The sequence below is a fragment of the Sphaerospermopsis reniformis genome (assembly GCF_005402885.1).
GTDB classification, from domain to species: domain Bacteria; phylum Cyanobacteriota; class Cyanobacteriia; order Cyanobacteriales; family Nostocaceae; genus Sphaerospermopsis; species Sphaerospermopsis kisseleviana.
This window is the reverse complement of the sequence record NZ_BJCE01000159.1, coordinates 1-12,687: the sequence shown is the minus strand read 5'-3', so window position 1 is coordinate 12,687 and position 12,687 is coordinate 1. Positions and strand designations below refer to the sequence as shown.

At 37.3% G+C, this 12,687-nt stretch carries 14 protein-coding genes; 5 read left to right on the top strand and 9 right to left on the bottom strand.

The genetic code is table 11. The annotated features are described in order from the left end of the window. Positions 1-220 precede the first annotated feature (220 nt). The 3 genes from FFR48_RS19115 to FFR48_RS19105 all read right to left on the bottom strand — a co-directional run bounded on the left by FFR48_RS19115 (position 221) and on the right by FFR48_RS19105 (position 3,651). Positions 221-1,474 carry an alpha-L-fucosidase gene (locus FFR48_RS19115; protein ID WP_137668469.1) on the bottom strand — a complete coding sequence of 418 codons (1,254 nt, stop codon included), beginning with the start codon at positions 1,472-1,474 and terminating at the stop codon, positions 221-223. Between the two features lie 513 nt (positions 1,475-1,987). Continuing rightward, the gene (locus tag FFR48_RS19110) at positions 1,988-2,902 is read right to left on the bottom strand and encodes a ParB/RepB/Spo0J family partition protein (protein WP_137668468.1); all 915 of its coding nucleotides are present in this window, start codon (positions 2,900-2,902) and stop codon (positions 1,988-1,990) included. Continuing rightward, on the bottom strand, positions 2,899-3,651 hold the full coding sequence (locus tag FFR48_RS19105) for a ParA family protein (RefSeq protein WP_137668467.1): 753 nt from the start codon (positions 3,649-3,651) through the stop codon (positions 2,899-2,901). Before FFR48_RS19105 ends, FFR48_RS19110 begins: the two co-directional genes overlap by 4 nt. 466 nt (positions 3,652-4,117) lie before the next feature. Here FFR48_RS19105 and FFR48_RS19100 point away from each other — a divergent pair, with 466 nt between their 5' ends. After that, positions 4,118-5,341 carry an RNA-guided endonuclease InsQ/TnpB family protein gene (locus tag FFR48_RS19100; protein ID WP_137668466.1) on the top strand — a complete coding sequence of 408 codons (1,224 nt, stop codon included), beginning with the start codon at positions 4,118-4,120 and terminating at the stop codon, positions 5,339-5,341. Between the two features lie 344 nt (positions 5,342-5,685). Here the strand turns inward: FFR48_RS19100 and FFR48_RS19095 are convergent, their stop codons facing one another. After that, entirely contained in the window at positions 5,686-5,931 is a 246-nt protein-coding gene (locus FFR48_RS19095) for a helix-turn-helix domain-containing protein (RefSeq protein ID WP_307722533.1), read from the bottom strand. A gap of 115 nt (positions 5,932-6,046) precedes the next feature. Here FFR48_RS19095 and FFR48_RS19090 point away from each other — a divergent pair, with 115 nt between their 5' ends. Continuing rightward, positions 6,047-7,033: a hypothetical protein gene (locus FFR48_RS19090; RefSeq protein WP_137668465.1), complete on the top strand. Its 987-nt coding sequence runs from the start codon at positions 6,047-6,049 to the stop codon at positions 7,031-7,033. 148 nt (positions 7,034-7,181) lie between these two features. Here the strand turns inward: FFR48_RS19090 and FFR48_RS19085 are convergent, their stop codons facing one another. After that, positions 7,182-8,285 carry a hybrid sensor histidine kinase/response regulator gene (locus FFR48_RS19085; RefSeq protein ID WP_137668464.1) on the bottom strand — a complete coding sequence of 368 codons (1,104 nt, stop codon included), beginning with the start codon at positions 8,283-8,285 and terminating at the stop codon, positions 7,182-7,184. Between the two features lie 653 nt (positions 8,286-8,938). On the opposite strand from FFR48_RS19085, the gene FFR48_RS19080 reads away from it, so the two are divergent. Continuing rightward, positions 8,939-9,646, top strand: a complete 708-nt coding sequence (locus FFR48_RS19080) for a response regulator (RefSeq protein WP_137668463.1) — start codon at positions 8,939-8,941, stop codon at positions 9,644-9,646. Between the two features lie 417 nt (positions 9,647-10,063). On the opposite strand, the gene FFR48_RS19075 is transcribed toward FFR48_RS19080, so the two are convergent. Both FFR48_RS19075 and FFR48_RS19070 read right to left on the bottom strand, forming a co-directional pair. Continuing rightward, positions 10,064-10,630: a siphovirus Gp157 family protein gene (locus FFR48_RS19075; protein ID WP_137668462.1), complete on the bottom strand. Its 567-nt coding sequence runs from the start codon at positions 10,628-10,630 to the stop codon at positions 10,064-10,066. Between the two features lie 2 nt (positions 10,631-10,632). Further along, entirely contained in the window at positions 10,633-10,848 is a 216-nt protein-coding gene (locus tag FFR48_RS19070) for a hypothetical protein (RefSeq protein ID WP_137668461.1), read from the bottom strand. A gap of 146 nt (positions 10,849-10,994) precedes the next feature. Here FFR48_RS19070 and FFR48_RS19065 point away from each other — a divergent pair, with 146 nt between their 5' ends. Together FFR48_RS19065 and FFR48_RS19060 are read left to right on the top strand one after the other, a co-directional pair. Beyond that, entirely contained in the window at positions 10,995-11,246 is a 252-nt protein-coding gene (locus FFR48_RS19065; protein WP_137668460.1) for a hypothetical protein, read from the top strand. A 59-nt stretch (positions 11,247-11,305) separates the two neighbouring features. Continuing rightward, complete coding sequence (locus FFR48_RS19060; RefSeq protein WP_137668459.1) at positions 11,306-11,935, top strand: hypothetical protein; 630 nt, start codon at positions 11,306-11,308, stop codon at positions 11,933-11,935. On the opposite strand, the gene FFR48_RS19055 is transcribed toward FFR48_RS19060, so the two are convergent. Both FFR48_RS19055 and FFR48_RS29535 read right to left on the bottom strand, forming a co-directional pair. Further along, on the bottom strand, positions 11,840-12,073 hold the full coding sequence (locus FFR48_RS19055; protein ID WP_137668470.1) for a type II toxin-antitoxin system HicB family antitoxin: 234 nt from the start codon (positions 12,071-12,073) through the stop codon (positions 11,840-11,842). The genes FFR48_RS19060 and FFR48_RS19055 overlap by 96 nt on opposite strands. Before the next feature lie 148 nt (positions 12,074-12,221). Then, positions 12,222-12,687: hypothetical protein (locus FFR48_RS29535; RefSeq protein WP_236104116.1), on the bottom strand; the 466-nt coding region annotated here is incomplete at its 5' end.

Here is a 12,687-nt window from a genome sequence, read left to right as displayed (position 1 = left end):
ATTTTTTCCGGGCTATACTAACAGTAACTATCTCTAGCCCTGATGATTACGTCAAGTCTGGCTGAAATGAGAACATCCTCAAAGCCATACACAGACTGCCTTTTTAATTTTCGGACAGGTCTATTGACAATACCTTTTCATTGCCCAGGAAAGAGCGCAGACTTAAAGAAATTCTGCATCCTTGAGACACCCGTGGAGTGGTGGACTACTGGACTACCTTTTAGGTTAAAGAGGAGTTGATATCAATAACAATCACTGTAGCGAAAGAATTGATGACTGATTCAGGTACACAAATTGTTAATTCACCCAGTGGGTCGAAATTAAAAAGAGAATCCATAATTGCACAGCGACTTGTATAGGTAAGTGGTGTACCGTCAGCAAGAATAGATACTGATTTCACTCGTTTTATTGGCACACCTCTAACCGATATTGTCTCGTAAGGTTTCATTAATAGGTGTAGATAAATACGCTCGCCCTTACAGGTAGAAGGACCATAAAATTGCCAAGGTTCTAGTCCAGGTGTTGTATCGAGTATACTTTCAGAATGTTGAGACATCCATTCAGCTATATCTTTTAGACGCTCTAACTGCTCAGGTGGAATTTGTCCATTGCCCATTGGACTAATATTAAGTAAAAGTTTACCGCCTTTAGCTGCCACTTCGCACAATGTATGAATCAGTTGCCGAGAGGATTTGAAGTGATGATCATCTGGGTTATATCCCCAACTCTCGTTAATAGTCAAACAGGTTTCCCACAGATGAGCCGGAGCTTGGGGGGGAATAAATTGCTCAGGAGTTGCAAAGTCTCCACAATTGGGTAAGCGGTCATTAATGAGAATATGGGGTTGTAAATCACGAATCATTTTTGCCAATTCTTGAGCCTGCCATTGCTCTGGGGTTCTTTCCCAACTCCCATCAAACCATAAGATGTCAATTTGACCATAGTTGGTCAATAATTCTCGGATTTGATTAAACATAAACTGAATATATCGCTCCCACTGTTGCTGTGTGGGTTGAGGCAGTTGCTCAAACCGATAAGGTTTATCAGCTTCCGTAAAAGCCGGATAATCAGGGTGATGCCAGTCTGAAAGCGAAAAATAAAGCCCAATACGCAATCCTACAGAGCGCATAGCTTCAATATATTCACGGACAATATCTTTTTTATAAGGTGTAGATGCAATGGAAAAATCTGATTCTTGGCTATGGAATAGAGCAAAACCATCATGATGCTTGGTAGTTAATATGGCATACTCTACTCCTAAATTTTTTGCTAAATATGCCCATTCTTGAGGATTGTAATCTTGAGGATTGAAAGTATTGACTGTACGGTAATATTTTTCAACCGGAATATCTTTGCAGAAAGGAAGACTGAATACACCTCCAACCATAGGCCAAGATAACTCACGTCCCTGTTGGGAACTATGACCCCAATGAATAAACATCCCCAGTCGTGCTGTATCAAACCATGTACTCATGATGATGAAATTTAAATTAGTTTTCTACATTGAACGGTATTCAGCAAATTTGACATAACCAGGTAAACTCGCCAAACTGCACGAGTCGCTTATATCTCAGGTTTTAAAACACGCTCGTTTTAGGGCATTCCCCTCGACTCTACCCCTTGGTGGCTACCCTTTTACGCCTACCGGAAAACTTGTAAAAGTATGATCTAAGAGTCGTTTTAGTTCACACTAAGAGCTTGGTAGTTATAGTGATGCCGGTTATGTTTTTATTGCTATCGGCTTTTAAGTTACAAGAATCTATCCCACTAATCTGATTTGCGGTAAAAATCTTTATTTTTTTGCACATCAAAAACGAAAAATCAATAGGACTTACGCACGAGCTATGGAATAAACAAACCACAGAGGCACGTAGAACGCGGAGGAATGAGGGTTTGAGGGATATTTTGCGTAAGTCCTGATCAAGATTTGACAACACACCTAAATTGAAAAAATAGGCATTTTTGGATTAGTGGGATAAGTTCAAGATTATTCTTCACCAAGCAATTCTTCTATTTGTGCTAAGAGTGTTTCTAAACGACTCCATTTTTGCTGGTCTTCCCAAACCTTTGCCTGTTTCACTCGCTTCATTGTTCCTTCTATCCGCTCTTTACGTTGATCAGGATCAGAAGGGGGTTGTATAGCTTTAATCCGTGACTGAATTTGAGATAGAGACAAGTTTTCAGCAATTGCTACTGCTAGTAATTCTTGGCGTGCAGTCTCGTCTTTAATTCGAGCTATCACTTTCGCTTTTGTGTAAGCAATTTTTCCTTCACGCAGTGCTGTTAACACATCTTCCGACAAGTTTAATAATGGCAGACGATTTTTGACAAAGGATTCCCAAGTCATTAACCCCAAGCTGGTAAACACTTCTTCTACTACCTGAGCTTCTGGGTTAGGCATAACGTTATGCCTAGACTCATCTTGCTTGTCTGCTGCATTTTTCATTTTATACAACAAAGGAGTAATATCGGCAACTTCACTCCCTAAACGAATTGCTAAAAGTTGCAAGATGCCCTCAGTTTCCTCAACTGGGTTCAAATCCTCACGGCAGAGGTTCTCAATTAAAGAAAGCTGCATAGCTTCTTCATCGGTGAGTTCTCGAATTACAACTGGCACTTCAGCCAGACCAACTTCTGTTGCTGCTCGATAACGTCTTTCTCCGGCTACCAGTTCATGTTTATTATCTGGACGAGAACGCACCAGCAGTGGTTGTAGAATCCCATGTTGCCGCACGGACTCTACTAATTCCTGCATTGCTTGTGGGTCGAAGTAACGCCTTGGTTGCTGCGGTGGGAGACAAATTGATTCAATAGCAACTATTTCAGCTACAGATTGAGATTCCCCAAACAGGATATCCAAGGGTTTCATTTGTTGATATGGGCGATCGCGCCTACTATTCATAATTTTTCTAAACCTTGTGCAATTTTCTTGAGAATAGGCACAGCAGGGTGTCTGGGATTATAGACTGCCAAAGGTACATGATCTTCGGATGCGTCAGCAAAAGCTGTAGAACGAGGAATAGCTGGGTAAACCACACCCACTGCTGCTAATTGTTGTTGGATAGCTTCTAAAGTTCGGGCATCCTGAATATTACGACCATCATACATAGTAGGAATAAACCCAGCGATCGCTAGTTTACGATTGGGACGCGATCGCACTCTGGCAACAGTATTTAACAATAACTCAGTTCCACAAAATGCCTTGTATTGAGTTTGAATTGGAACTAAAACGTGAGTAGCTGCTACCAAGCTGATGTAACTCAGCAATCCCAAACTAGGTGGACAATCTATCAATATAAAATCATATTGATCAACTATTGGTTCTAAAGCTTCTTTGAGTCGAATATCGCGCATATCTGCTACCACTAATTCTAATTCGGCAGCACTCAAATTAATATTGGCAGGAGCTAAATCTATACCATGAACTTGAGTTTGAATTGGTAATGGGACAGAATGCAAAATGGAGTCATAAACAGTTTGCTCTAGTGCTGTTGGATCTAGCCCCATGAAAGTTGTAAGCGACCCTTGAGGGTCCATATCTATCAGGAGTACGCGATGTTTACGCTCCTGCAAATGGTAGGCAAGATTCATGGCTAAACTCGATTTACCTACACCACCAGACTGATTAAAAAGTGTAATTATACGTGTCAAATTTTTGCCCCCTGACAATCTTATTAAGTGGAGAAGTGAAGTCCTGTAGAGAGTAATAAACCAAGTCTTTCAAAGGTTTCTTACAAGTTATCATCAAAAGTCTGTCCTTTTTTACAGCCCTATCCTATCGAAATAAACGTTAATTAAGTTCTAGTTTCAATACCTATGCCAATTTTCCAAATATAGGTCTGAAACCCAATAAAATCGTGACGATATCAATAGGGTTTCAGCGTTTTGGCGAAGGTATTGAGTTTGTGGCGGATTTAGCGGTAAAACTTGGTAACAACTCTTTGAAAAACTGATTTTTAGCGGATTTTCTGACATCGAACTCAAGTATTATTGCAATTTCAATTCAGCAGATAATCAACTAGAAAATTTCACTTTTTTGTGTGTTGTAAATATTCATTGATTTTTTAGCTAAATATACTCATACATGGTAAAATATGCTGACATTTAGGGAATATACATGAAATTAGTTGAACGTCACATCATCAAAAAAGCTCATCAATTCTATCAACAGATAGATGAGTTGTGTTGGCGTTCTAAAAATCTCTACAATTACGCTAACTACTTAGTCAGGCAATCATTTATTTTTGAAGGCAGGTATTTAGATAATACAAAAATATACCATCAAGTAAAACAGCATGAATCTTACAAAGCACTACCCAGTAAAGTCAGCAATCAAGTTTTGATAGTTTTGCATCGGAATTGGAAATCTTTTCTCCATGCTACAGAAGCTTATTATCAAGACCCATCCAAGTTTTTAGGTAGACCAAAATTACCCAAATACAAGGATAAAACTCAAGGACGAAATATTCTGATTTATGAATTAGGTACAATTTCTAAACCTGCTTTGAGAACAGGAATCATTAAACTATCGCAAACAAATATACAATTTCCCACATCAGCAAGCAATATTAAACAAGTAAGAATTGTCCCCAGATGTGGGCAATATGTCATTGAAGTAGTTTATGAAATGGAGGCTAAACCACAGCAATTAGACCCTAACAGTGTGGCAGGTATTGATATTGGATTAGATAATTTAGCCGCCTTAGCTGCCAATAAGCCAGGATTTAAACCTGTACTTATCAACGGAAAACCTTTAAAATCAATCAATCGTCATTACAATAAAGTTAAAGCTAAACTTCAATCTCAACTGGAGGGAAATGCTCACACATCTCATCGGATAAATACACTAACTTGTAAACGGAATAATCAAATCGCCAATTACTTACATCATGCCAGCAGATGGATTATTAATTATTTAGTTAAAGCCGGAATTGGAACGCTAGTTATTGGCAAAAATGAACAATGGAAGCAAGAAATAAATCTCGGTAAAACCACAAATCAGAACTTCGTTAGTATTCCTCATGCTCGATTTATAGAGCAATTAAAATACAAAGCTGAATTAGTAGGAATTACCGTTTTTATTCATGAAGAATCTTACACTTCTGCGGCTTCATTTTTGGACTTAGACCCCATTCCTGTGTACAAAAAAGGAGAAACCTACAACTTTAGTGGCAAGCGAATACAACGCGCTTGGTACAAATCTCAAGATGGTGGGCTGATTCATGCCGATGTTAATGCTAGTTTGAATATTGCTAGAAAAGTAGTCCCTGCGGCTTTTAGCTTAGGGATAGAGGGTATTGCAGTTTGCCCATTCCGGGTAACACCGGGAAAAGTAGCTTGAGGATATTTGTCCATAAAACTACTAACTGTTAATTTCCTTTCATAGTATTACTACTTCTGTTGGGTTACAGCGATTATAAAAGTTTCGCACAATCGCCGTTAGGCGTTTGCGTAGCGTGATATAAACATAGGGTAGAGACAAAGAATATAGAAGAGTGAGCGGCCATTCGCAGAGTAGGTACAAAGGAAGAAAAAAGATTTATTTGGAATGTGATCTAAATACATGAAAAGTGCCGTAACATATACTCTGATCAGTTAAAAATCAAGCTAAAATTTTAAATTTAATCGTAGAAATATTAGTTTTGACAAATTTATTAATTGTCAAGCATAAGCATTTATTCTGAGTTATTCATAAAATTTAATACCAAAATCAACATTCAGCACCTCTTCAATGCGCTGTAAAGTTTCAATTGGCAAAGCTTTGGTTTCTTCCGATTCTATTTTGTACCAATTCATAGTTGTCATAGGAATTTGACGACATATTTCAGCTAAAGAGCGTCTATCCGCTTCTCTGGCTTGTCTAATTCTCTTTCCCAAACCGGGTATTTCTATATCTATCGTTCTTCTAACTTTCATCCATTTTTCAGCCATTCCACTACCCTCAAATATAAACTATCAGTTTATCATTGAATATAAATCATAAATTTACAGTTGATGATGTATCAATTAATAGCAAATTTTTTTGGGAGCTAGGGGGGTAGAAATTATGAGTGAGATATCAAACATCTCTACTGATGAAAAATTGCTACCCAATCAGAACGATTCTGCAACTAGCCATGCAGATATAGCTGTTAGCTCCGAACTAACTGAACTTAGTACAGACGAATGGCGCGATCGCATATTTTTAGAGAGACAAGTTGAAAAAGCTTTTTACGCAGCTGCTAAAGCATTGAAAGAAATACGAGACAGACGTTTGTACCGTTCCACTCACTCAACCTTTGAAAATTACTGTCGTTCCCGATTTGGCTTTACTAATCGTCATGTGAACTACTTGATAGCTGGTTCATTGGTAGTTGAAAATTTAATGGGAACTAATAATTCCCAAATTAAAACCCAAGACCAAACAAGAACCAATGGTTCCCAAATTGAAATCCCAGAGGAAAAGAGAACCAATGGTTCCCAAATTGAAATCCCAGAGGGAAAGAGAACCAATGGTTCTCAAATCTTACCAACAAGCGAACGCCAGGTTAGACCTTTGGTTTCCTTAGAACCAGAAGAACAACGTTTGGCTTGGCAACAGGCAGTAGAGCAAGCAGGTGGTAAAATTCCTTCTGGTCGTCAAGTTCAAGATATTGTGGACAAAATCCGAGAAAGAACCAAAGTACCAAATCCCTACCATGTTGGGGAAGTATGTATTCTACTGCCCAAAGACAACCCAGAACTCAAAGGCAAAAGTGGTTGTTGGGGTGTTATTACCCATGTTGGAGACTATAGTTGCACTATTGAGACTTGGGATACTGAGTACACAGTAAAAATAGAACATCTCAAATCCTTAGAACTGTTGGATGAAGAATGCCAGTTCATGCAACAACTATGCTTGAGACTGCGACGACTGCATCAAATTGAAAACCGAGATAGTGCCGTTGATTGGCTTTGTTCAGGATTAGGGAAACAACCAAAACCGTACCTTTCACCTTTGCAGTCAAAATTGTTAAATCTTGTCGAACAAGAATACGGACTGACGCTAACGTAACAAAAACCTAAAACTTGAACAAAAGTTAACACTACCCTACAGGTGTTATAGCTGTAGCCATTCAGATTAGGACAATGATTAGTCCTTAAAATCTAAGAATAACAAGGGTTTTACTCTTGTCTATTGCAAGACAGCCTCTTGCCCTCTGTTATAACGCAGGTAAAGAAACAGTAAAAATGCTACCTTTACCTAAAGTTGATGACACAGAAATACTTCCTTGATGGGCTTCTACAATCTGACGGCACAAACATAATCCTAGACCATTCCCTTGACGTTGATGTTTGCCTTGTCGAAAGCATTCAAATAAGCATAATTGTTCTGTTTTACTAATACCAATTCCTGTATCTTCGACAGCAATTATTACCCGTTGATCCTGGGAACTAAGGTAAACTTCTACTGAACCCTGATCTGTAAAACGAATAGCATTACCCACTAAGTTAGTTAGCAGTCTGTAAAGTTCTATTCTATCGCCCCGCACTCTCACCGCAGATGGTTGTGTGTTGTTTAATTTAGCATTCAGAGCTACGTTTTTGACAACAGCTAAAGGTTTGAGTTCCTGAACTACCTTTTGAGCTAATTCCCACAAGTCAACGATAAAAAATTCTAAGTCCTTACATCCAGATTCATACTGATAAACCTCCAGCACATTTTCTACCATTGACAGTAGCGTTTGATTACTTTCAGTTAGTAATTGCAGATGTTTCCGTATTTCTGAGAAATTATGACCAAAATTTCCTTTTTGAATCATTTGCAAAAGTTGAATTGTTGAGGTCAAAGGAGTGCGTAAATCGTGAGTCAACTTGATCATAAAATCTTCACATCGCTGTCGAGCAAGTTGATATCTTTGATTGATACTATGTTTTAACCGTAGGAGCGAACGGACTCTTGCTAACAATTCTTTTTGTTCTACAGGTTGAGTCAGAAATTCTTCAGCACCAACTTGTAAACCGCGAATCAAACTAGGCTTGTCACAATTTGTAATCAGCAAAACGGGTATGAAAGGTAAATCACAATTCTGCTTAATTTGTTGAGTGATTTTACCGCTATTGATATTGGATATGAAGGTATTTAAAATTACTAAATCAGGTGGAGATTCTGCAATCTTAGTCAAGGCTTCTGTATCATTGTTTGCTAGTGTTAACCTGTATCCTTGTTGCTTGAGTATAGATTTGAGCGAGCAAAAGTTTTTGGCTGAGTCATCTACCCAAAGGATACTTTCTGTTGAGCTTGGATTCCAAAATAAAGATGTCATACAGGTATCAGTAGATTTATTTAAATTTGGTTTGCTATGTCTTTGGCTTGAACAAATCTTAATACTTAAATCAAGTATTTTACCAAAACTTTAAATTTGGCATACCTCTCTAGATAGATTTCTTGAGACAGTTATTTGTTTTTTAGTAAGCATTTAGCTATCAGTAATCAGTAATCAGTAATCAATTTATAAGCTGTTGTGCAGCTAGATTGTATTGTAAAACTGTATATTCTAGTATTCAAATAGGATTCAAAAAAGTTGCCTGAAACCTTCTTTACTTTTGACTTGCTATTCCCAAGAAGCGTAAGTTACAAAGTTTTTCCTTGCCTCCACGACAAAACTTTTATGCCTGACGGCACGCTACACACACAGCAACACAGCAAAACCTAGTTAAAGAAATTAAAACTTTATACATTTATTCTTATTGTTTATAGTTTAGCCTATAAAACTGATAGTTGATAGCTGACAACTGAATACTTATGATTTTCATACCTCTATAGATAGATTTTTTGAGAAAACTATTTGATTTTTATACCTCTATAGATAAATTTTGGCTAAGAGGCGAAAAATTTTTAACCGATAGGCTGATCCATTTTTAGTCAATCTTTTCCGACATTAGAAACAGTACATTTAGCCAGTTATTGAGGTAGGTCATGGAAAAAATTAGAGCAGCGATTATCGAAGACCATAATTTGACCAGAGTCGGTATCAGTAGTTGTTTAAATGAGCAAAACAATATTCAAGTTGTGGGAGATGCTGAAAATGCTGCTGCTGGGCTACAACTGCTTCAAGATACTCAGCCAGATATTGCCATTGTTGATATTGGTTTACCAGATATGGATGGGATAAGACTGGTACAACAGTTTCGACAGTCTATGCCATCAGCACAAGAAACAAAAATCATTATGTTGACTTCTTTTGCTAAAGAGGAAATGGTTTTAGCCGCGTTTGCAGCTGGGGCAGATTCTTACTGTATCAAAACCATTAAGTTTGAGTTACTGTTGGAAGCACTGTACATGACTTATGAAGGGTATTCTTGGATTGACCCTGTAATTGCGCGGATCATTCTCAAAAATATTCGTCGCTCAGTGAATACAAAACAAAATATTACTTCCAAAGGGATTATTTCTGCTATTGAACCGGAACAAGCAAGTATTCTAGAAGCCAACCCACTGACAGATAGGGAAATGCAAGTATTGGAGTTAATTGTTCAAGGTTTTAGCAATCAAGAGATTGCTGATCAACTGTATATTAGTTTGGGAAGTGTAAAAGTATATGTGCGGGGTATTTTGAACAAACTTTGTGTCAGCGATCGCACTCAAGCTGCTGTTCTAGCATTGCGGTCTGGTTTACTCAATTAAAAGTAAATTGTAAGCATTCAGCTATCAGCCGTCAGCCGTCAGCTATCAGCTATCAGCTATTAGTTATCAGCAGTCAGCTATCAGCAAGAAACAAGAAAAACATGAATTATCAATTGTCCATTGATAAACTGCTCTCATTAATAATTGGACAAAAAGAGTAAGTATTCAGCTATCAGTAATTAGTAATCAGCCAATAGTAGCAGTAACAAAGATTCAGAAGTGTTGATTTCAGGAATGTGATTGCATCTGTTTCTTTTCATTCCTTGGGTTTCACTCTTTCATGTACACGGCTAATGGGTGACGGCTGAATACTTACTAAAACGGGAGCATCCTTATTATTAATTCAGTCTCTCTCTAGAGAATAGCTATTAGCGTGGCGTGGACATTTACTGATTACTGATAGCTGATTACTTACAGTTAATCTTTGAAGTCTTGAATTGCTGTTGCTGTCAAAGCATAAACAACCCGACGCTTACGTTCAACTTGAGTACCATCAACAGGTATTCCTTTCTTCCAAGCAGCAATAATCGCTTTCTTATCTGCTGAATAAACTGTTTTTTCTCTACGATATTTTGCTGGCAATTTTTCTGCATCTACAAGTACATCACAACTGGGTGGATTTTCTTTAATTGTAATCCGCAATGAATTACCAATCATTTTTTCAGGTACAATCCCTGTGGCATTTTGTTCTAAAATTGTTTCATCTAATTTCTGTCGCCACCGTTCTAGTCTTAAAAGTGCTGATTGATGTACGGCTTTCAGATGTTCTAGTCGTTGCTTAATAGCTGTTATTTCTGCATCTAGTTGTAATGCCAATTCGGCTTGAATATCAACTGCTTCTGATTGTTCTTCTTGAGTTTCCCAAATCGCATTGATGATATCAGCTTCTTCTTCAGAAGTTTGACAATTGGTTAATTGTTCCCAAAGATGAGCAGCACTTTGGGATAGTCCGGCTAAGGATTGTTGAGCTAGTGTTATAGTCATGATTACCACTTTCCACAAGTTTGATAGTATTCTTTTTCAGTTTCAATTTGATTTAAAATAGCTAATGTACCTGTGTCTAAATCAGTATTGAAATCATTATCAAGGGATATATTTGCAATGGTTTTTTGTGTATGTTGATGATTTTGCTCAGGACTGACAGTAAATTTAGGTTTCTGTGTTGTGACACTTTGGGTTACAATTACTGTTGGTTGTTGCATTGTTTGGGTTGCATAACGCCATCAATTTGAGCGCGTTAGCGCATATACTCATATTGATATGACAGTGATAATTCAATTTTTTGAGTTAACTTGGTGTCAAATATTTATTAGTTCCTAAATATCAAAATTTCAACCTAATACTAGATATGAAACTCATCAAAAAATCTGACAAGCTTCTTCAAGAAACACAAATAACAGAGGAAACAAAAGAGCAAAGTCTACAAGGTGATTTCAGTAATCCAGAAAAAACAACAGGTGAGGAACATCTGAAACACGATATAAAGTATCAAGAACCTAACTATATTCCAATACGTGATAATCCTATTGTTTTATCTGTAGGTAATACAGGATGGCAGGTTTCTGAAATATGGAAAGATATTAGATTGGATAATTTTTAATTATTACTTGATTAATTGATTTAAAAGGTTTTTCTTATGTAATTTTAAAAATTGGATTTATGTCTGGTGCTTATTATCCAATGATTCTTTATCCACCTCTAGTAAGGCGGTTAAGAAATGGTAATTCAGAACAGAAGTATCTCAAAGCTTCTTTTCAAGGCTGCATTGCATTACCAGATGATAAGAGTACAGCCAAACAAGGAGTAAGTGAAAAAGAGTTTTTTCGGCATCTACTGGCGGCTTTTCCTGGTAATCTAATTTGTCAAGCGGTTGAGTTTGAAATTCCAGGTTATCCTCTCCGTTACTCGACTGACTTTATTTTTTATAATCACTCATCTGGGTTAGCTTTAGATATTGAAATTGATGAACCTTATATTGGAAATACGGGTAAACCTCATCATTGTATTGATGTTAATGATGATAGGATTCGTAACCGTTTTTTCTTGGAACGTAATTGGGGTGTAGTTAGATTTGCAGAAATTCAGGTGGTGCGTCATCCTTGGAGTTGTTGTAAGGTAATTGCTCAAACAATTGCTAAGTTGACAGGGGATAATAGTGTGTTCATAGTGTTGCAAAGATTGGCTGATGTACCTTTACAAAAATGTTGGACAAGGCGTGAGGCTAGGTTGATGGCTAAGAACAATTATCGTCTGTCTTATCTGCAAAAAAATTTCACGAATATTTTTTAAAGCTTCTTCTTTAATTTCTCCTGCGGAAACGCAACCTGGCAATTCTGGACACCAAACAGACCAGTCTCCCGTTTCAGGAGCAGCTTCCAGCACAACACGCCATTTCTTTTTGCTTTCTCTTTGACAGTGGTTATTGATTTAATTTTAGGATAGCGATTGCGCGGAGCGCAGTGCCAAAGGCAATCGCTTATTGAGAAAGGAAAGGATGGGCGATCGCATTAAGAGACTGTTGGAAGCGATCGCTGACTGAGAGATGAAGAAAATATGATTTATCGCTATTTATTGTTTATTGTAAATTCTCAAGTTCTGCCAACATATCATAAGATTTAAATATTTTTTCAGTTTCCTTTAGTCCCAATGGTTTTTTCAGATCAATGAAAATATTGCTATCGCTATAATCCCTATTTCCATCTAATACTTTACAACGTTCTTTGTATTGTTCCCAATCTCTTCTTTGTGAAATATATATTTCCTTTAAATTACTTTTGCTTTCATAAAATTTATTATTATCTTGAAGTATTTCCTTGCTAATAATCATGATATTTAAATGAGCAAATATAATGAGATTTTGAATTTGTTCTTTTAGGTAAGGTTTAGAACCGGGCGGCAGTATATATAGTATTTGACTTGAGGGGGCGACAAGCAAGTTGAAACCAAGATAGGGAAAAGGTTTGAGGTGATAGACCCTCTGAAAAAATCTGGTGCTTATTGAGAATAGTATACAGTTATTAAGCAGATATTTATAGGGTGCA

Bases quoted from the DNA above. Each gene is read 5' to 3' on its own strand.
- FFR48_RS19085 (WP_137668464.1), bottom strand. From the start codon at position 8,285: ATGACATCTTTATTTTGGAATCCAAGCTCAACAGAAAGTATCCTTTGG.
- FFR48_RS19100 (WP_137668466.1), top strand. From the start codon at position 4,118: ATGAAATTAGTTGAACGTCACATCATCAAAAAAGCTCATCAATTCTAT.
- FFR48_RS19060 (WP_137668459.1), top strand. From the start codon at position 11,306: ATGTCTGGTGCTTATTATCCAATGATTCTTTATCCACCTCTAGTAAGG.
- FFR48_RS19065 (WP_137668460.1), top strand. From the start codon at position 10,995: ATGAAACTCATCAAAAAATCTGACAAGCTTCTTCAAGAAACACAAATA.
- FFR48_RS19115 (WP_137668469.1), bottom strand. From the start codon at position 1,474: ATGAGTACATGGTTTGATACAGCACGACTGGGGATGTTTATTCATTGG.
- FFR48_RS19075 (WP_137668462.1), bottom strand. From the start codon at position 10,630: ATGACTATAACACTAGCTCAACAATCCTTAGCCGGACTATCCCAAAGT.
- FFR48_RS19095 (WP_307722533.1), bottom strand. From the start codon at position 5,931: ATGGCTGAAAAATGGATGAAAGTTAGAAGAACGATAGATATAGAAATA.
- FFR48_RS19090 (WP_137668465.1), top strand. From the start codon at position 6,047: ATGAGTGAGATATCAAACATCTCTACTGATGAAAAATTGCTACCCAAT.
- FFR48_RS19070 (WP_137668461.1), bottom strand. From the start codon at position 10,848: ATGCAACAACCAACAGTAATTGTAACCCAAAGTGTCACAACACAGAAA.
- FFR48_RS19110 (WP_137668468.1), bottom strand. From the start codon at position 2,902: ATGAATAGTAGGCGCGATCGCCCATATCAACAAATGAAACCCTTGGAT.
- FFR48_RS19080 (WP_137668463.1), top strand. From the start codon at position 8,939: ATGGAAAAAATTAGAGCAGCGATTATCGAAGACCATAATTTGACCAGA.